Annotated in this window: 16 protein-coding genes, 1 tRNA gene and 1 pseudogene; 9 read left to right on the top strand and 9 right to left on the bottom strand. The window is 61.7% G+C overall.

The window, feature by feature from the left end:
- Nucleotides 1-22: 22 nt before the first annotated feature.
- Genes ACP8IT_RS04740 through ACP8IT_RS04730 form a run of 3 tightly spaced genes read right to left on the bottom strand, consistent with a single transcriptional unit; the run spans nt 23 to nt 2,878 of the window.
- Nucleotides 23-400 (bottom strand): hypothetical protein, encoded by a 378-nt coding sequence (locus tag ACP8IT_RS04740; RefSeq protein ID WP_005280091.1) that lies wholly within the window; start codon nt 398-400, stop codon nt 23-25.
- The gene (locus ACP8IT_RS04735; protein WP_284624252.1) at nt 400-1,269 is read right to left on the bottom strand and encodes a PIG-L family deacetylase; all 870 of its coding nucleotides are present in this window, start codon (nt 1,267-1,269) and stop codon (nt 400-402) included. The genes ACP8IT_RS04740 and ACP8IT_RS04735 overlap by 1 nt, the downstream gene beginning before the upstream one ends.
- The gene (locus ACP8IT_RS04730) at nt 1,259-2,878 is read right to left on the bottom strand and encodes an ABC transporter family substrate-binding protein (protein WP_284631212.1); all 1,620 of its coding nucleotides are present in this window, start codon (nt 2,876-2,878) and stop codon (nt 1,259-1,261) included. Before ACP8IT_RS04730 ends, ACP8IT_RS04735 begins: the two co-directional genes overlap by 11 nt.
- Nucleotides 2,879-2,966: 88 nt before the next feature.
- Here ACP8IT_RS04730 and ACP8IT_RS04725 point away from each other — a divergent pair, with 88 nt between their 5' ends.
- On the top strand, nt 2,967-3,623 hold the full coding sequence (locus tag ACP8IT_RS04725) for a GOLPH3/VPS74 family protein (RefSeq protein WP_284624250.1): 657 nt from the start codon (nt 2,967-2,969) through the stop codon (nt 3,621-3,623).
- A gap of 9 nt (nt 3,624-3,632) precedes the next feature.
- Here the strand turns inward: ACP8IT_RS04725 and typA are convergent, their stop codons facing one another.
- Nucleotides 3,633-5,543 (bottom strand): translational GTPase TypA, encoded by a 1,911-nt coding sequence (gene typA / locus ACP8IT_RS04720; protein WP_005280085.1) that lies wholly within the window; start codon nt 5,541-5,543, stop codon nt 3,633-3,635.
- Nucleotides 5,544-5,814: 271 nt separating this feature from the next.
- Between typA and ACP8IT_RS04715 the strand changes: the two genes are divergently transcribed.
- The 5 genes from ACP8IT_RS04715 to ACP8IT_RS04695 all read left to right on the top strand — a co-directional run bounded on the left by ACP8IT_RS04715 (nt 5,815) and on the right by ACP8IT_RS04695 (nt 9,019).
- Entirely contained in the window at nt 5,815-6,543 is a 729-nt protein-coding gene (locus ACP8IT_RS04715; RefSeq protein ID WP_023017719.1) for an Rv1157c family protein, read from the top strand.
- Nucleotides 6,543-7,079, top strand: a complete 537-nt coding sequence (locus ACP8IT_RS04710) for a ribonuclease FAU-1 family protein (RefSeq protein WP_023017718.1) — start codon at nt 6,543-6,545, stop codon at nt 7,077-7,079. Before ACP8IT_RS04715 ends, ACP8IT_RS04710 begins: the two co-directional genes overlap by 1 nt.
- Before the next feature lie 3 nt (nt 7,080-7,082).
- Nucleotides 7,083-8,024, top strand: coding sequence for a DUF808 domain-containing protein (locus ACP8IT_RS04705; RefSeq protein WP_490290495.1), 942 nt, complete (start codon nt 7,083-7,085; stop codon nt 8,022-8,024).
- A 235-nt stretch (nt 8,025-8,259) separates the two neighbouring features.
- Nucleotides 8,260-8,769: a hypothetical protein gene (locus ACP8IT_RS04700; protein WP_490290494.1), complete on the top strand. Its 510-nt coding sequence runs from the start codon at nt 8,260-8,262 to the stop codon at nt 8,767-8,769.
- Nucleotides 8,770-8,773: 4 nt separating this feature from the next.
- Nucleotides 8,774-9,019: a hypothetical protein gene (locus tag ACP8IT_RS04695; RefSeq protein ID WP_490290493.1), complete on the top strand. Its 246-nt coding sequence runs from the start codon at nt 8,774-8,776 to the stop codon at nt 9,017-9,019.
- A 100-nt stretch (nt 9,020-9,119) separates the two neighbouring features.
- On the opposite strand, the pseudogene ACP8IT_RS04690 reads toward ACP8IT_RS04695, so the two are convergent.
- Together ACP8IT_RS04690 and ACP8IT_RS04685 are read right to left on the bottom strand one after the other, a co-directional pair.
- Nucleotides 9,120-9,245 (bottom strand): annotated as a pseudogene (locus tag ACP8IT_RS04690) (zinc transporter ZupT); the annotation flags it as partial.
- Nucleotides 9,246-9,280: 35 nt separating this feature from the next.
- Complete coding sequence (locus ACP8IT_RS04685) at nt 9,281-11,197, bottom strand: BCCT family transporter (protein WP_431604549.1); 1,917 nt, start codon at nt 11,195-11,197, stop codon at nt 9,281-9,283.
- Nucleotides 11,198-11,447: 250 nt separating this feature from the next.
- On the opposite strand from ACP8IT_RS04685, the gene ACP8IT_RS04680 reads away from it, so the two are divergent.
- Nucleotides 11,448-12,587, top strand: coding sequence for a hypothetical protein (locus tag ACP8IT_RS04680; RefSeq protein WP_490290492.1), 1,140 nt, complete (start codon nt 11,448-11,450; stop codon nt 12,585-12,587).
- Nucleotides 12,588-12,602: 15 nt separating this feature from the next.
- Here the strand turns inward: ACP8IT_RS04680 and selB are convergent, their stop codons facing one another.
- The 3 genes from selB to ACP8IT_RS04665 form a co-directional block, all read right to left on the bottom strand.
- Complete coding sequence (gene selB / locus ACP8IT_RS04675) at nt 12,603-14,387, bottom strand: selenocysteine-specific translation elongation factor (protein ID WP_490290491.1); 1,785 nt, start codon at nt 14,385-14,387, stop codon at nt 12,603-12,605.
- Nucleotides 14,388-15,716: an L-seryl-tRNA(Sec) selenium transferase gene (selA, locus tag ACP8IT_RS04670; RefSeq protein WP_284644285.1), complete on the bottom strand. Its 1,329-nt coding sequence runs from the start codon at nt 15,714-15,716 to the stop codon at nt 14,388-14,390.
- A 23-nt stretch (nt 15,717-15,739) separates the two neighbouring features.
- Nucleotides 15,740-15,834, bottom strand: a tRNA-Sec gene (locus tag ACP8IT_RS04665).
- A gap of 76 nt (nt 15,835-15,910) precedes the next feature.
- Here ACP8IT_RS04665 and selD point away from each other — a divergent pair.
- Together selD and ACP8IT_RS04655 are read left to right on the top strand one after the other, a co-directional pair.
- On the top strand, nt 15,911-16,900 hold the full coding sequence (gene selD / locus ACP8IT_RS04660; protein WP_490290490.1) for a selenide, water dikinase SelD: 990 nt from the start codon (nt 15,911-15,913) through the stop codon (nt 16,898-16,900).
- A 1-nt stretch (nt 16,901) separates the two neighbouring features.
- Nucleotides 16,902-17,483 (top strand): hypothetical protein, encoded by a 582-nt coding sequence (locus tag ACP8IT_RS04655; RefSeq protein ID WP_490290489.1) that lies wholly within the window; start codon nt 16,902-16,904, stop codon nt 17,481-17,483.
- Nucleotides 17,484-17,496: the final 13 nt, after the last annotated feature.

Here is a 17,496-nt window from a genome sequence, read left to right as displayed (position 1 = left end):
TTGGGGGATGAAATATAGTATGTCACTTCTGCTTTAGGAAAGGCCAAACGCCGCCGCCAATCCCAGCCAAAAGCAGGAGCAAGCTGAGAATATTATTGCCCACTATGACATCGCCGGTAATCGGAACCAGCAGCATAAGCCCGAAAAAGCCCAGGCCCCAGACGATGAGCGGGATGGCCGCGATGTAAGTACTATCACTCCACAGCCGCGCGGTGCGGGTTAACACCACGTTGAATGCGGCGGCGATGAGGATGGTGATGGGAAACGCGATGCTCGCGCCATCAGCCAGCGGAATCCGGGCAGTGAGGTAAATGACCTCCAGAAATAGCGATAGCAGGGCGCCGAGGGAGAGCCAGATAAGCCCGGTAACCTGCTCGCCGCGGCTAAAATCAGTGCGCATTACAGGTCCCCTAGGAGGTCGGTTGCGCCCTCGCCCCTGCCGAGTTGGAAGTATTCGGCGCGCAGCAACGGCATGAGCAATCTATTGGACAGGCAGTAGGCCCCTGGCACCGCGGCGGGGTCGTGGACGGCGGCCACGGCGGCCTCGGGGTTGGTGGCGGAGGTGCTGCCATCGGCCAGCCAGATTTGGGTGGCGTGGGCGCGCATGGCGGCGCGTTTGGCGTGCAGGGCGGCATCGTCAAGCGCGAAGGCTAGATCCGCGCCGGCGGTGGTGAAATTATCCAGGTACGCGGCATCGGGTTTGCGCCAGCCCGCGGGCGCGTCGAGCGTGTCCAGGCCGGCGTAATTGGCGGCGCGGTCAAAGATCGCCCACCAAATGCGCGTGCTTGCCGATGCCGCCTTTTCCACCACCCTATGCACCGCCACGTGGTCCGGGTGGTTATAGCCGCCATCCGGCCCATAGGTCAAGATGGCGTGCGGCTGGAGCACCTCTAATTCCGCGCGGAGCAAATCTGCCGCCTCATCCAGGCGATTGACCAGCGCGCGGGGGTTGTCGTGAGAGGGCGATCCCACCATGCCGGAATCGTGGAAGTGGCCGAATCCACCCAGCTGTATGCCTTCTACGCCTAAGGCAGTGAGGGCGCAGGCCAATTCGCGGGCGCGGAAGCCACCGAGCTGATGGTGCTCGGCAAGACCTTGATAGGGCGCGCCGATGACCTCGCCGTCCTCGCCAAGAGTAAGGGTGATGACAGTGACCTGCGCCCCGCGCGCGGCCAGGGTGGCAAGGGTGCCGCCGGTAAAAAGCGTTTCATCATCGGGGTGTGCGTGTACCGCTACAACGCGGTAGCCCACTAAGTCCTTAGTCCTCATCTATCCTCCAAACCGGCGCGGTGACCAGACCTTTATCCCAGTCATCAATACTTTGGCCGGGGCCTACAATACCCTCCCCCAGCGCGTGCACACGCGTTTCATCTAAGAGCGGGACGTATAACACGTCCTGGGCGTTGATCTCGCGGATTCGCCCCAGCGCGGTGGAGGGGCTTATCTTTCCGGAAAGGATGTCCATGCGCGTCTCAGCAGCGTTGTCGGGGCAGAACCCGGAGAGATCGCCTGCGAGCGGTTCGTCTTCGGCGCAGTTGAAGATATTCGCGGCCGACAGCGAGGTTAAGGTGATATCCTCCCAGGTCACGACCGCATCCACCTTGCCTTTAGGAAGCAGCTTAGAGGTAATGGTGGTGAGCCTATCGGTGGTGACCTCGGCAGGGATGCCGTGGGCCTCGAGGATATCGTAAAGCGTATTCGCCGCAGCCAAAGCCGTGGGGCTGGTCGGATCAACGGCAAAGCGGATGGGTTTCTTGCTGGCGCGCTCGCGCAGGGCCGTCAGGTTCGCCTCCCCGGAGACCGGGTTATGCCCGGCCTTCAGGTTGGAGGCGCGGCCGGTGGCGAGCCGGGCGACCTGCCCGGTATCGATAAGCGAGGCCAGACCGCGCCGCGCCGCAGCATCCTCCAGGGCACCCTGCTCGGTGGACATGTGCAAGCGTAGCTGGCGCGGCCGGGTAACCGTCTTGTCGCTCACGTGCCCCAGCAAGCCGAGCGCTTCCTGCGAGGTCTGATCCGGGGTGAAGTCCGCGAAGCCAATCTGGCCGGAGCGCAGCATATTGAGCGCCTGGGTGCTATCGCGCACCTCGCGCAGCTGGACGACGTCGATGTGGGCGGGATCGGCACCCCAGAAGCGGTCATTGCGGTTGAGGGTGATGACCCCGCGGCTGCGGTCCACGCTATCGACCGAGAAGCGGCCGGCGGAGGCTGGGATGTCATTGGCCAGCGCCGAATCAAAATCGGAATTTTGCAGCAGGTGCGAGGGAAGCAGCTGGTTGAATAGCTGCTTCCAATCCTTAACCCGCTCTGCAAAATCCACCGTGACCACGCGCCCGCCATCGGAGGTGGTCACCGCAGAAATGGCGCGGTAGCCCGCCGGGTCCTTGACGCCTGCGGTGGTGGTCATCTTCTTCCACAAGTAGTTGAAATCCGCCCCGGAAATCGGGGTGCCATCGGACCACTGCGCGGGAGTGGCGATGACGTAGCGCACCCGCTGGGCTACGCCCTCCGGCGCGGTGACCTCCACGGCGGATTCTAGGACGTCTGTATCCATGCGTCCCCAGTGGAACGTCGACGGCAAGACCAGCTCGGCGATTTGATCCACGAGCGCGGAGTTATTGGCCACCAGGTGTGGGTTGAGGCCGGCGCGCAGGGGATCGACACCGATGGAAATGGTAGGCCGCGACTTTCCTTCCTCCGCGCGCGGCGGCTCATCGTCCGTCGCGGTCGTCGTTGATGCCGTTTCCTGGGCAGTAGATTCCTGTTCGTCCGAGTCTTCTACCACCGGCGGTGGGCCAGGATTGGCCGAGCACCCGCTGACAAACGCGAGGCCGATGGCGGCAGTGGCAGCAAGTGCACGGGCCTTGAGACTATTTTTCATCGCGGACTACTTTAATACCTTCTTCCCGCCACACGAAGATTCTGCGCGCTAAACTCGAGCAAAATCACTGTTGAAGGGATTCCCCACCATGCTTATCTGCCAAGAAATGTTCCTCCTGCTTACCAAGGACAACGGTAAAAAGGAGGTGCTATCCAATAATGAAACCGCCCTGCGCGCCGGCCTTTTTAGCGATTTGCTCCTGCACGAGGCGGTATATATTGCGCCGAAGAATAAGGTGCACGCCACGGATAAAAAGCCGGAGCACCCGGTGCTTGCGTGGGCGTGGGATAGCCTGCACGAGCACCGGACCAGCTCGGTCAAAACGCTGCTGCAGGCGCGGTGGTTCTCCCCACGCGAGAAGATTGCCCAGGATTTTCAGGACCGCGGCCAATTGGAGATCGAGGATTCCGCGTGGTGGCAGCTGGGCGGTGACCGTTACATCATGACGGATACGGCGCTAGAAGATGAGGTGCGCGAGAGGCTCGCCGCGGTGCTTGACGGCACCCAAAACCCAAGCACCAAAGACATGATTATCTTGGATATTCTGCGCGAGGTTAATGGGGCCTATCCCCTACTCAAGGAGGATGCGCCCGAAATGAAACGCCGGGAGATGCGCAACCGCATCAAAGAATTAAAACAACAGGTGGAATACGACGATGCCGCCGCCTCTGCGGTAAAAACCATTTTGCAGGAGACGACGGCGATTATCGCGGCGGTTGCGGTATCAACCGCAGGCACTACTTAGGCCGGCAGGTTACTTCTTCATCTGCTTAGCGCGGGAAGCGGCGCGCTTGCGGTCGGTGGCGGAAAGCTCCAGCTTGCGCACGCGCAGCACGTCTGGGGCGACCTCGACGCACTCGTCGTTGCCACAAAATTCCAGCGCTTCCTCCAGCGAGAGCGTGTGGGCCTTGGCCAGGGTGACCGTGGCGTCTGCGGTGGCAGAGCGCATATTGGTCAGCTTCTTTTCCTTGGTGATATTGATGTCAATATCCTCATCGCGGTTATTGGCACCTACCACCATGCCTTCGTAGGCCTCGGCGCCTGGCTCGACGAAGAAGTTGCCGCGGTCAGCCAGCTGCATCAGTGCGTACTGGGTGATCTGGCCGGTGCGGTCAGCCACCAAAGAGCCGGTGGCGCGGGACTTGATTTCGCCGGCCCAGACATCGAGGCCATCGGAAATGGAGTTGGCGATGCCGGCACCGCGGGTCTCGGTCATGAACTGGGTGCGGAAACCGATGAGTCCGCGGGCGGGAACGCGGAAGATCATGCGCACCCAGTCACCCTCGCGCACGTCCATGGACTGCATCTGGCCCTTGCGGGAGGCCAGCAGCTGGGTGATGGCACCCTGGTGCTCCGACGGGGAGTCGATGGTGAGGATCTCATAAGGCTCGTAGGTCTTGCCATCGATCTGCTGGGTCACAACCTGCGGCTTACCGATGGTCAGCTCGAAGCCCTCGCGACGCATGGACTCGATGAGCACGGACAGAGCCATCTCGCCGCGGCCCTGAACCTCCCAGGTATCGGGGCGCTCGGTGGGCAGCACGCGCAGGGAGACGTTACCGATAAGCTCCTGCTCCAGGCGGGCCTTGACCATGCGGGCGGTCAGCTTGGTGCCGCCGCCGCGGCCTGCCATCGGCGAGGTGTTGACGCCGATGGTCATGGAGATGGCCGGCTCATCAACGGTGATGCGTGGCAGGGCCTCGGGGTTTTCTGGATCGGCGATGGTGTCACCAATCATGACATCGGAGATACCAGAGATGGCGACGATATCGCCGGCGATGGCCTCTTCGGCCGGCTGACGCTCGAAGCCGACGGTGCGCAGCAGCTCGGCGACCTTGACGGTCTTGGTGTGCTGGTTGCCCTCATCGTCGTAGTGGATCCAAGCCACCTGCTGGCCCTTCTTGATGCGGCCGGCGTAGATACGCAGCAGCGCGATACGGCCGAGGAAGTCGGAGGCGTCCAGGTTGGTCACGTGCGCCTGCAGCGGGGCATCGACGGTAGCGGAAGGCTCGGGCAGGACGTTGTAGATGACATCGAAAAGCGCCTGCAGGTCCTCGCTATCGGGGACGTTGCCATCGCCCGGGTTCTCGGTGGAGGCAACGCCGGCGCGGCCAGAGGCGTACAGGACCGGGAGATCGAGCAGTTCTTCGGCGGCGGCTGCGGCTTCCTCATCCTCGAGGCCGGCGGCGATTTCCAGCAGCAGGTCCTGGGACTCGGTGACAACCTCGTCGATGCGGGCATCGGGGCGGTCGGTCTTATTCACGCAGACGATAACCGGCAGCTTGGCCTCTAGCGCCTTGGTCAGGACGAAGCGGGTCTGTGGGAGGGGGCCCTCAGAGGCATCGACAAGCAGCACGACGCCGTCCACCATGGAAATGCCGCGCTCGACCTCGCCGCCGAAGTCGGCGTGGCCCGGGGTGTCGATGACGTTGATGATGAGGTCTGCGCCGTCCTTGCCCAGACCCTGGCGGCGGATGGCCGTGTTCTTGGCCAAAATGGTAATGCCGCGCTCGCGCTCCTGATCGTTGGAGTCCATGACGCGGTCCGTGTGCTCACCGTGTTCGCCAAAGGCACCGGACTGCTCCAGCATGCCGTTGACCAACGTGGTCTTGCCATGGTCAACGTGCGCGACAATGGCAACATTACGGAACTCGGTATTACTCACTAGTTGGGTTCTCCTTCGGAGGATCTACAAGCGCTGGTGCGCGAGAAATGTTCTTGAACGACGTCCTACGATACCCCCTAACAGGGCATAGTGCAGCATCGGGGAGCCAAGACGCGACCTATGCCACCCCGTAACGTCTCGCGCGCTCGAAACGACCTAGTACTTGACACTTCCCAGCGGATCACTATCGTTACTAGAGTTATTATTGTTACTGATGTGATTAATGGGGCTGTATTGCTTTCCCTCCGCGAGATAACAAGGACCTGATACCGTGAGCCACGCCCGAACCTCTTGGCGCCTAAGCGGGCGCACCGGCTATATCGCCGCTGCCACCGCCGCACTAATTGGCCTTGCCTCTCCCCTGGTTGCGCCCGCGCAGGCCTTCGCCCCGGATCTCTCCTCGCTGGCCCAGCAGCACTTGCCCGCCAGCCCCTTAGATGAGCTCGGCCGCCCCACCCCGGAGACCCAGGACCGCGTGCGCGCCTTTGCCGCACAGCCGTGGATCCCCGAAGAGGCCCGCAATGCAATCCTGTCAGGCCTGGCCTTCTTTGCCGGCAACGGCGACGGCGATGGCGGCGTCGCCTTACCACAAGGCGATAACCCGCACTTCCGGCAGTTCTACTGGCCCACCGTCTCCGCGCACTGCATCGGCGGCACCAACGCCGCCACCGGCTCTGCCATCGCGGTCCCCGGACCCACAGAGATTCCCGCCCCGGGCGCCGGCGAGGGCGAGACCGCCTTCCTCTTTACCGCCCTGGGCACCCCACCGGCAGCACCGGATCAAGGCGGCATGCATGTGCAGTGGTTCAATATCAATACCCTGCAAAGCGGCATTACCCCGCTGCACAATAACGGCATCAACCAGGATGGGCCCACGACGCTCTCCGGCACCGCGCACACGGGCAAGGGCCTGGTCATCGCGCTGCTTTCCGGCTCCGTTAATACCACCGAGGCGCGCTGCGATTTCGCCCCCACCGCCGCCTTCCTGGAGGTGAAGTAATGGCCGTTGATCTCCACCCAGTCAAGCGCGAGACCTTTAATACCGCGGATTTTACCAATACCGATCCCAAAGGTTACCTCCGCCAAGTCGATACCTACACCGAAACCGAGTTCGGCCTGTACATGGCCCGCGGCGCCGATCACCCGCGCTTTGGCTACCTCGAATCCTGGCTCCTGCCAAGCCTCAACCTGCGCGCGAATATCTTCCACTTCCGCCCCGGCGTTGAGGTAGAGCAGGACTTTTATATCGACGTCGCCGAAATCCAGCGCCACGGCAACGAGTGGACCACCCGCGATCTCTACGTTGACCTGGTGACCACCACCGGCGAGCCCATCACCGTCCTCGACATCGACGAGCTCTCCGCGGCGACGTCTGCGGGCCTCATTTCCGCCGAGGACGCCGAGCTCGCCATCGATACCACCCTGAACGCGGTCGAGGGAATTACCCGCCACGGCGACGATGCAATGGCCTGGCTTGCCCACCACGGCATAAACTTGTCCTGGTCAGGCAACGTAACTTTAGCCCCCGAAGGATAAGCCATGGCCGGTGGCCTTTTCGCCCTGCTTGACGATGTCTCCTTAATCGCCCGCGCCGCCGCCTCCAGCGTCGACGATGTGGCCGCCCTAGGCGGCAAGACCTCCATGAAGGCCATCGGCGTCGTCGTCGATGATGCCGCGGTAACCCCGCAATACGTCGAGGGCATCAAACCGCAGCGTGAGCTGCCGATGATCTGGCGCATCACCAAGGGCTCGCTCATCAATAAGCTCGTCATCATCTTGCCTATTGCGATGATCCTGTCCTGGATCGCGCCGTGGGCGCTGACACCCATCTTGATGTGCGGCGGTACCTATTTGTGTTTCGAAGGCGCGGAAAAGATCCTCTCCTTCTTCCACTCCTCCCCAAGCGATGCCACCGATACCGTCCAGCACAAGGGCCCCGAGGCCGAAGATAGCCTGGTGAAATCCGCCATCACCACCGATCTCATCCTGTCTGCTGAAATCATGGTGATTTCCTTAAATGAGGTCATCGATCAGCCCTTCTGGCTGCGCCTCGGCGCGCTCATCGCCGTCGGCATAATCTTGACCCTAGGCGTCTACGGTGCCGTGGGACTGCTGGTCAAGATGGACGACATCGGCCTAGCCTTAACCCAGCGCCGCGATGGCAACTCCCTTCTCGGCAATGCCTTGGTCAAGGGCATGCCCATCGTGTTGGACATCATCGGCATCATCGGCACCGCCGCCATGTTGTGGGTAGGCGGGCATATCGTCACCTCGGGCCTCCACGAATTCGGGGTAGACCAGCCGCACGGGTTTATCGAGGCCGCCACTGAACATATCCACAATGACGCGCTGAGCTGGCTGGCCGAAACCGGCCTGTCCATGGTGTGCGGGCTCATCCTCGGACTTGTCATCGCCAGCATCGTCATGGCGGTCCGGGCCTCGACCGGCTCGCCGTCTGCCACCTCGGTAGCGCAGCACTAAAGATTACATAAACTGCATGGATGATACTGAATCACTCCATGTTTGACCCCCTCGATATTCTCACTTCCGGAGTCCAAGCCGCTGACATAGGCTTCCGTATAATTTTTCTTGTGGCACAAAACACATCAAGATGCCGTTGTAATCACTAAGGGAGCTATGCGATATTTTAATTATACTTAATAGATTCTTAACACTTTCCGTATCGGCTGCTATGGCCGTAATTACGCCAGCGGGTGTGGCCAACGCTATCGAAGCACCAACAGGCACCTCCACACAAGATCACTCCTTTCAAATCATCGAAGGAGGGGACGTCCAACACGTGGATCCGGCAGCATATAATTACGTCCCGCAGGAAACCGGCAGTTCAGAAAACCAAATTCGGCCGCGCAGCGCCACGGGATATCAATCCATTAACGGTTTTGGCTTCTCTTACAAAGGGATCAATTACAAAGTCACTACAGGAGAAATGCAGCATAGAATAATCGGATCCGGAAACTATATAGAGACGGAGGGCGTGCAATATCGAGTCCCTTCGACCATTTGCAACTGGAGGGTCGATTATCAAAACCGTAACGGCGGGAAGATTCATCGCACTTTTGTAGGTAAAAAGCATACCGGTTGTGGTTTCGGAGTCGTGGCAGATACCGGACCACGCAACGTGTACGTGAAATCGGGTTCTCAGCAGTGCGCACGTTTGTTCATTGCTGATAGATTCCGTCGGGAACAGTGCCACCACATAGGCTAGGAAAATGAAAATCTTTTTTGGGATTGTCGAACTGTCGGCCCTATTAATTACCTGCGTCGCATTTGCTATAGGATTTAACGCAGTACACAATGCGTTCATGTATATCCACACAGGAGATGCATTGGACGAGGCAACACGGCTACTTGAGCAAGCTCAACAGATGTTCATCGCAGTCGTGGTGTTTGGAAGCATTTTCTTAGTTTTGTTCTTAACTAGGCTCCTCAAATCAGCCAATCAAAAGGATATGTAACTTCTGCAGTAAGGAAGGATATCTCATAGGATGCTTCTCTTAAGTGAAGAGTCTTTCCATTTTAAAGGTCACTTTCCGGCTGCGACCTACGCACTGGGCTTAGGGCCGCGGCCATAAATGCGGGCCCTGGCTGGCGCTTTCCCACCGCCAGCGCCCCGCCGATGGAGGTGGACAGGCCCGAGAGCAGCACCAATCCAAAGGCGAAGGCGAACGTGGACAAGGTCATGGTCTGTGACTGTACCTAACTAAAATTATCGAGCCTTAATGAGCGGGCGGGGTCTGTGCATCGTCATCGGTCGAGCCAGAGACGAACTCGCCATTAGCCACCGAAGGATCATCATCCACGTAGCGGCCAGCCTCGTAGTCGTAACCGATAGCATGGCCCTCCTCATCGGTGCGCGCGTACCACTCAGTGACCTCTGCGGCGGTGGAATCAAATTCGCCGCCGGTGGCGTAATCGGAGTCTCCCGCAGTGGGCTCGATCGACAAGGCAAAGCTATCGCCGTATTCGCGCACGCCGTGGATGACCGCATTGGACACGGCCTGGTGCTCGTAATAGTGGCGGATGGAGGCCGGATCGTGGCGCAGTTCCCTAATCAGGGCAATGCACATCAGCACGATGATGACGGCAAAGGGAAGCGCCGTAATGGTGATGAGGTTTTGCAGGCCTTGCAGCGCGTTTTTGCCGCCGGACATGAGGATGACCACGGCGATGCCCGCCATGCAGATCACCCAAAAGACGGTGACCAAGGGCTTCGGCTGTGGGTTGCCGCGCTGGGTGAGCTGGGAATTGACCAGCGAGGCTGAGTCCGCAGTGGTGATGAAAAATACCACGAGCATGACGATGACCAGTGGGGCCATCCAATTGGATCCGGGGAAATGGTCCAAGACGTTGAAGAAGATGTCTTCGGCCGCCGGCATGGAATCGATGGTGCCATCGGGGGCGATATCGCCATCGCGGCGCTGCAGCCAAATGGTGGTGCCGCCCAAGATGGTGAATGCGGCGATGATGATGGCAGAAGGAATAAACAGCACGCCAAGGACGAATTGGCGGATGGTGCGACCGCGGGAAATCTTGGCCACGAATACGCCGACAAACGGCGACCAGGATACCCACCACGCCCAGTAGAACGTGGTCCACGAGGATAGGAAGGAGACCATATCTTCGCCTTCGCCCATGTTAGCGGACAACATTTCAGGGGTGTTATCGAGGTACTCGATGATGACTGCGGGCATCATATTGGCCAGCAAGGCAGTCGGTCCGATGACGAAGAAGAAGATGGCGATGCCTAGCGCCAATGCCAGGTTGATATTGGATAGCCACCGCACGCCCTTAGCCACACCAGACACGGCGGAAAAGATGGTGCCGATGGACAGCACAATGATGATGACCAACGCCGCGGTATTGCCGGCGGTGGACCAGCCACTGACGATTTCCACGCCGCGGCCGATCTGCAGCGCGCCAATGCCCAAAGTAGCCGCGGTACCAAAGAGGGTGGCGATGATAGCCAGGCCATCGATAATGCGCGCCGGTGTGGAATCGGTGGAGCGGTTGCCAAAAAGCGGCATCAAGATAGAGCTCATCAGGGGTACGCGCCCGCGGCGGAAGGACACGTAGGCCACGCACAGCCCGACGATGGCATAGATAGCCCACGCATTAAGGCCCCAGTGCATGGCCGATTGGGCCAGCGCGCCGAGCACCGCTTCATCGCTGGCGGCCTCATAGGCACCAGGGCGCGGCGAGAGATAATGCGTAAGCGGTTCGTAGGGGCCGAAGAAAATAAGCCCGATGCCGATGCCCGCGCCAAAGAGCATGGCGGCCCAACTGATCGTGGAAAACTCCGGCTTTTCGCCATCCACGCCGAGTGGGATTTTCCCGTACTTGGAAAAGGCCAGGATCAACAGCAGGAACATCAGGAAGGTGGCCAGCGCCGTAAAGATCCAGCCTAGGTTGCGCATAACCCAGTCCAGGGCCGTAGAGGAGGTATTAAAAACCTGTTCGGGGGCGAGCACTCCCCACACCACGAAGGCGATGACGAGCCCACCGACAACGCTCAAGATGGTCTTATCCACGCTGTATTTAACCTTTTGGTCCTCAATGGATACGCCAGGGACCAAGGCGGGGTGAATATTGTGCGGGTAGATGATGTCGTGCAGGATGCGCTTGGCGCCGCGCACGCGCTTTTGGCTTTCTTCCGTATTATTAACGTTTTCCAGCCCACTGGTGGTTCCGTTATCGGGCCGGGGCGATGAATTAGACGACAAAGCCCTACTCCTATTTCGTTATGCACTTTTCAACTTGAGGGGATCATTAATACGTTAACGAACATTGGCTAAAACCACCGACTAAGCGCTGTTTTACCCCCACATGCGTAAAATGAGATCCGTACGTTACGCCCCGCTTTAACGCTTTGGAGTTACTTTTCCTATGGTGCCCTACCCGCTTGCGACCAGCTACTTCGGCGTCGAACACGTCGCCATCCTAGAACATGTCATCTCCGGCACGGTGCTGAGCATTCCTGGCGTGGGTAGTCAGCCTGCTCTGATCGATGTCTCTCTAGAGCCCGATACCTACTCCAACGGCTGGCGGGTGCGTTCGGAATTTGGTTTCATCGGGTTCCTCGATGAGGTAGAGGCAGCCGAATACCCGGACCTACACCGGTTGAAGGCCTCGCAGGCCACCCCGCAGACGGTAGCCACGGTCGGCATCGTTGACGGCGAACTCGAGGTCGCCGTCTCCCTCGGGCTGTGGCCGTGGATGGTACCGGTCAATGACCAGCCGGCCGAATCGGCGCTTCTTGCCGGCGGTCACGGTGCGGTCATCGATTCTGCGGCAGGCGATCTGACCGATGAGCAGCTATCTCACCTTGAAACGCAGCAATTCTTTGTCACGCTCAAGGTCATCGATGACGCCGTCGTGGCCTCGTGTGGCGATACTGTGGTCGGCCCGTGCGGCGTGTTAAGCCAGTTGCCGGGTCTGCGCGCAGCGTATGCGGCGGCACAAGAAGCCGGTACTGTGTTGGCAGCCCGTGCCTATAGCGGCGGCGGGATGATCGCGGTCGATATCCCCGCAGAGGATGCCACAGATACCGAATTATTCTCCCCGACGGTACCACCCCTGCGGGTGCCGTCTGGCCGCACCGCGCTTCCCAGCACCACCACATCCCGCCCTACCACCCCAGCCCAGCCCGAGGGGTGGGAGTTCGCGCTGGAGTCCGCCGACATTGCAGGCGATCTTCCCACCGGCTCCCGGCGCCCGGTCAGTCCGAGTGCCAACAAGGATCTTGGCCCTGCCGAAGCTTCGCCCGCGACGCCCAGCACTGCTCCAGAGAACGACGCTGCCCCGACCACGCCTCGTGCCCACGAGAAGGACGAGGCTGCGGCACCGCCCGCTAGCAGCGGCTTGGCCGACTTGGTCTCGTCCATGCCGGGCTCACAGAACCTAAGCTGGCGCGCGCTTCCCGTCGCAGAGGAACCGGGCCGCTTTTCTTCCGAATCCGCCCGCGTGCGCGCCCGGCGCGTGGCGCGCGAGCAGTCCCGCCCGCGCGGCGGCAATCACCGCAAATAAGGCGCCCGCTTGTGCTTAGCGCAGTGTGCGCTTGCCACCCTCGCCACGGCGGGTAATGCCGTGGGCATCGAGGTATTCCAGCAGCGGGATAGCCACCCGGCGGGTGGTCCCCAGCGCTTGCCGCGCGGCGGACAAGGTAAAGGGCTGTTCGAGTTGTGAGAGGTGCTCCCGTGCCTTGTCTGGGGCGTCCGGCAGGAGGATGATGCCATCTTTCAGACGTAGCAGGCGCCCAGCGCGCTCGGCGGCGGCCAGTTCTTTTTCGCTCAGCCCCAGCTCTTTAAGTTCGTGCGCCTCTGGTGCGGCAAAGGGTTCCTTTTCTAGCCTGCTCTCCAATTCGGCCACGTCGGGCTCGGCGGCGCCGAGATCCACGCTGTGGCCGGGCAGGCGGATAAGCCCTTCGGATTCTTCCGCATGGGCGGCGGCCACCGCTAGGCGCAGCAGCCCCTCTTCCTTCAGTCCCAAGGCATCGAGTGCCGCCTTGCGCGGCATGCCGGGTGCGAGCGGGTTGGCCGCGGCGTGTTCCTGCAGCGCGGTAGTCAGCGCTTCTTTCCAGCGCGTTACCTGGCGGGCGGCAATCCACCACTGTTGGAAGTTAATGATGCCCGGCGGCGTGGCATCGGTGTCATAACCATCGAGTTCCAAGTCCGCGCGCCGGGTATAGCCCACGCGCTGCAGGTAGGAGGAAGGATTGCGGAAGGAGCTTAGCTCAGCCAGTGCATTAGCCCGCTTGCGGGCGGCGCCGCGGCGGTCTAGCTCCGGCGGGCGCACGTCGATGACCTCCACGCCGGCGCTGACATGGCGGCCACCGGGGCTGCGAACAACCAGACGGTCCAGGATGACCAGCGGCAGAGCGCGCGAGAGGCGCAGGCGGGCAAAGTCCGCTGACAGCGGCCGCAGGTGCGCTTCTACCCCGGCGGTACCGCAGTGGACCACGAGGTTATCGGGCAGTTCATCAATCGCGGTGCCAAAGGTGCGGTGGACGTCCACGGTATCGACGCCGCGCCACGCATCGGGGCTAAGCAGCAGGTCACCGCGGTGGATATCGGCGGCATCGACCCCGCGCAGGTTGACCGCGGCACGTGTTACGGGGCCCAAGGATTCCTGCGCGGTATTTTCGCTATGCAGGCCGCGGATCTCCACGCGCTTGTCCCCTGCCGCGGTGGAAAGCACCAGGGTATCGCCGGTGCGCAGCGTACCGGCGCTGAGCGTCCCGGTCACCACGGTTCCCGCGCCCTTGACGCTAAAAGCGCGATCGATCCACAGCCGCACCGGGGCGTCTGTGTCGGGTGCGGGCACGCGGGCCACCAAGTCATCGAGCGCCGCGCCCAGGTCCGCCAGGCCCTCGCCGGTGTGGGAGGAAACGGGGATAATGGGGGCATCGGCAAGCGGGGTGGCAGAAAACTGCGTGCGTACCTGGGCGGTGACCTCCGCGCGGCGCTTATCATCGGCGCGGTCGCTGCGGGTCAAGGCGATAATCCCGTGCTCGATGCCCAGCGCGTGCAGCGCGTCGCGATGGTCGGTGGATTGGGCCTGCCAGCCCTCGTCCGCGGCAACCACGAAAAGCACCACGGAGGCCGGGCCCACCCCGGCGAGCATATTGCCAAAGAACTTTTCGTGGCCGGGAACATCCACAAACGCCACGTCCGCGCCGGAGGGCAGCGCCGTCCAGACAAAGCCTAAGTCAATGGTCAGCCCGCGGCGTTTTTCCTCGGCCCACCTATCCGGATCCATGTCTGTGAGGGCGCGCACCAGGCTGGACTTGCCGTGATCGACGTGGCCGGCGGTCGCGATGACGTACACCTACATCACCGCCCGGATGGCCGCGATGAGCACCTCGTCCTGGGACTCGGGCACGCAGCGCACGTCAATGAGGCAGCGGCCTTGGTGCTGGCGCGCCACCACCGGCGGGGTGTGCTGGCGCAGCTTTGGTGCAAGTTCCTCCGGCAAGGACACCGCAACGCCGGGCAGCGGGTACTCGGGGGCGCCTCCCCCGCCCACGCGGCCATCATGCTCAACAACCTCGCCACCCACCGCCGCGGCGATGGCCTCGGTGCGCGCGCGGTGGCGCGCCGGGTCAAGGTGGAGCGCCTGTTGCACCGCATTCGCGGGCGTCGTGATCGCAGCCTCTAAGGCATTGAGCCGCAGCTTATCTATGCGCACCGCCCGCGCCAGCGGGTGCTTTTTCACCGCCGCAATCGCGTCCTTAGTGCCCAATAAGATGCCGGCCTGCGGCCCGCCCAAAAGCTTATCGCCCGAGGCGATGACAATATCCGCCCCGGCTTTCAGCTGCGCGTGAATATCGGGCTCGTCTGGCAGGACCGGATCGTGGGTAAGCAAACCCGAGCCGAGATCCACAATAAGGTTCGTGCCTTGTTTCTTCGCCAGGCGCGCCAGCTCGCCCACGCCCACAGAGGAGCTAAACCCCTCAATCCGAAAATTGGACGGGTGCACCTTCAAAATCGCGCCGGTCTCCTCCCCCAGCGCGGCTTCATAATCGTGGAGGTGCGTCCGGTTGGTCGCGCCCACCTCGCGCAGGCGCGTCGCGGTGGATTCAATAAGTTCCGGCAGGCGAAACCCCGCGCCAATTTCAATGAGCTCGCCGCGCGAGATGATGACCTCCTTGCCCGGGGCCAGCGCGGCCGTGGCCAGCAATAAGGCCGCCGCACCGTTATTGACCACCAGCGCATCCTCCGCGCCGGGGCACGCCGCCAATAGGGCCTGGGTGGCACCGGCACCGCGCCGGGACGAGCGCCGCCCGGTGTCTAAGTCCATTTCCACGTCGGTATATCCGGCCGCGTCCTGCAGCGCGTCGATCGCGGCCGCAGGCAGCGGGGCGCGGCCCAAGTTTGTATGGATGATGACGCCGGTGGCATTGATGACCGGCTGCAAGGAATGGGTGCTGTGGTCAGCCAGCCTTAGCGCTATTTCTTCCTCCACGCTGGCAACGGGCACGTCCCCGCGGCGGGCGGCAGAGAGCACGGCCCTAATCGTGGCGCGGATGGCGTGTTCAGCGAATATCTCCCGTGCGCGCTCTACCGCGGGGAGCCGCAATAGCTCATCCATGCGGGGTAAATTCCGGCGGGGATCACGGGCATTATTCGCGGGGCGACCAGCGTTATGACTCGGCACTCGTTTTCCTCCTTGCGCGCTTTTGGCGGAGACGGACAGGAATCGAACCTGCCAGACCGAGATGCTCGGCCTCACCGGTTTTGAAGACCGGGGCGCCCACCAGGACACGTACGCCTCCGCCTGGCTACTTTACAGATCCCGCGCGCACCCCACCGTCGCCGCCCCACCACTTTCCGGCGGGTAAAATGACCACCATGACGGAGCAGATTAACTTAACCTCTTTCGCCGCAGGTGGCGGCTGCGCCTGCAAGATTCCCGCCGGTCAATTGGAATCCGCAGTAGAAGGGCTCATCGGCAAGGCCGATCCCAACGTCTTGGTCGGCCTCGACGATGGCGATGACGCCGCAGCGGTCAAGATCGACAACGGCGTCGCCGTGATTTCTACCGCGGACTTTTTCACCCCCATGGTCAATGATCCCTATACCTGGGGCCAGATTGCCGCGGCCAATGCGCTATCTGATGTTTACGCCATGGGTGGCACCCCCATTACCGCCATCAACCTCGTGGGCTGGCCCAATGAGAAGCTTGGCTTGGACGTCCTGCGCGAGGTGCTGCGCGGCGGCATGGATAAGGCCACCGAGGCAGGCATTTCCATTACCGGCGGCCACTCCATTACCGCCCCGGAGCCCTTGTACGGCATGGCGGCGACGGGCATCGTTGATCCCGAAAAACTCATGCGCAACGATGCCGCGGAGGCCGGCCTGCCCATTACGCTGACCAAGCCCATCGGCGTGGGCATTTTGAATAATAAACACAAGGCCACCGGCGAGGTATCCCAGGCCGCCATCGATTCCATGACCGCGCTCAACCGCCAGGCCGCCCAGGATGCGGTCGCCGCAGGTGCGCGCGCGGCCACCGATGTCACCGGCTTCGGGTTATTGGGCCACCTGTACAAGACGTGCCGCGCCTCTGGCGTATCGGCTGAGCTGGACTTTTCCGCGGTCCCCACCGTGGACGGCGCCACCGATGCCCTCGCGGAAGGCTTTATCCCGGGCGGTTCGCGCCGCAACCTGGATTGGGTGCGCCCGCACCTGCAGCCCTCCTCCCTTACGGAGGAAGAGCTAGTGCTGCTTGCCGATGCCCAAACCTCCGGCGGCCTCCTCATCATCGGCGAGGTCCCGGGCTACCCGGTCATCGGCCGCACGACATCGCTTTCTGACGATGCCTACATCACCATTTCCTAAGATGAATCACCGCATTTTTAGCCTGCCCCTTGCCACCCTCGCCCTCGGTGCGAGCCTTGTCGCCTGCGCCGACGGGAGCACCAACCGCGGCTGCTCACCCATTGAATTATCGGAGCTGCGCACTTCCCTGCCGGATACCCTCATCGGTGCTAACCAGGATCCCGATTCCACCAGCGAGGAGGATGATTCCTTCTCCGTGCTCTACGGCGGCGATTCGCCGGAAAAGATTAGCGTGCTGGGCACGAAATACGAGTCCGATAATGAGGCCGTATGCCCCGATGACCCAGATGCGGCGGCGGAGCGCTACTTGCAGTTGGTCAATGAGGACATCGATAAGCAAAATGCCGCCCAAGGCCGCGCGGGAAATGAGTACAAGCCATTCGATTTCACCGCCGCGGACCGGCATTTTTATTGCTCGGCCTGGGAGGTCGAGGATGCCATCTCGACCACCTGCGTGACCACGGTCCATGACGCGGCGGTGAACTACTACCTCCACCGCGATTCCGAGTCCTTAGAGGCCGAGCAATCGCGCATGCAGGAGATCGGCGAAGAGCTCGCCGAGTCCTTCGCCAACCTCGACTAAGCCTGGCTAGCCC

The sequence above is a fragment of the Corynebacterium sp. LaCa_23 genome, from assembly GCF_058182375.1.
This window is presented reverse-complemented; position numbering and strand designations above follow the sequence as displayed.

Bases quoted from the DNA above. Each gene is read 5' to 3' on its own strand.
- ACP8IT_RS04740 (WP_005280091.1), bottom strand. From the start codon at position 400: ATGCGCACTGATTTTAGCCGCGGCGAGCAGGTTACCGGGCTTATCTGG.
- ACP8IT_RS04735 (WP_284624252.1), bottom strand. From the start codon at position 1,269: ATGAGGACTAAGGACTTAGTGGGCTACCGCGTTGTAGCGGTACACGCA.
- ACP8IT_RS04730 (WP_284631212.1), bottom strand. From the start codon at position 2,878: ATGAAAAATAGTCTCAAGGCCCGTGCACTTGCTGCCACTGCCGCCATC.
- ACP8IT_RS04725 (WP_284624250.1), top strand. From the start codon at position 2,967: ATGCTTATCTGCCAAGAAATGTTCCTCCTGCTTACCAAGGACAACGGT.
- ACP8IT_RS04710 (WP_023017718.1), top strand. From the start codon at position 6,543: ATGGCCGTTGATCTCCACCCAGTCAAGCGCGAGACCTTTAATACCGCG.
- ACP8IT_RS04705 (WP_490290495.1), top strand. From the start codon at position 7,083: ATGGCCGGTGGCCTTTTCGCCCTGCTTGACGATGTCTCCTTAATCGCC.
- ACP8IT_RS04695 (WP_490290493.1), top strand. From the start codon at position 8,774: ATGAAAATCTTTTTTGGGATTGTCGAACTGTCGGCCCTATTAATTACC.
- ACP8IT_RS04680 (WP_490290492.1), top strand. From the start codon at position 11,448: ATGGTGCCCTACCCGCTTGCGACCAGCTACTTCGGCGTCGAACACGTC.
- selD (WP_490290490.1), top strand. From the start codon at position 15,911: ATGACGGAGCAGATTAACTTAACCTCTTTCGCCGCAGGTGGCGGCTGC.
- ACP8IT_RS04655 (WP_490290489.1), top strand. From the start codon at position 16,902: ATGAATCACCGCATTTTTAGCCTGCCCCTTGCCACCCTCGCCCTCGGT.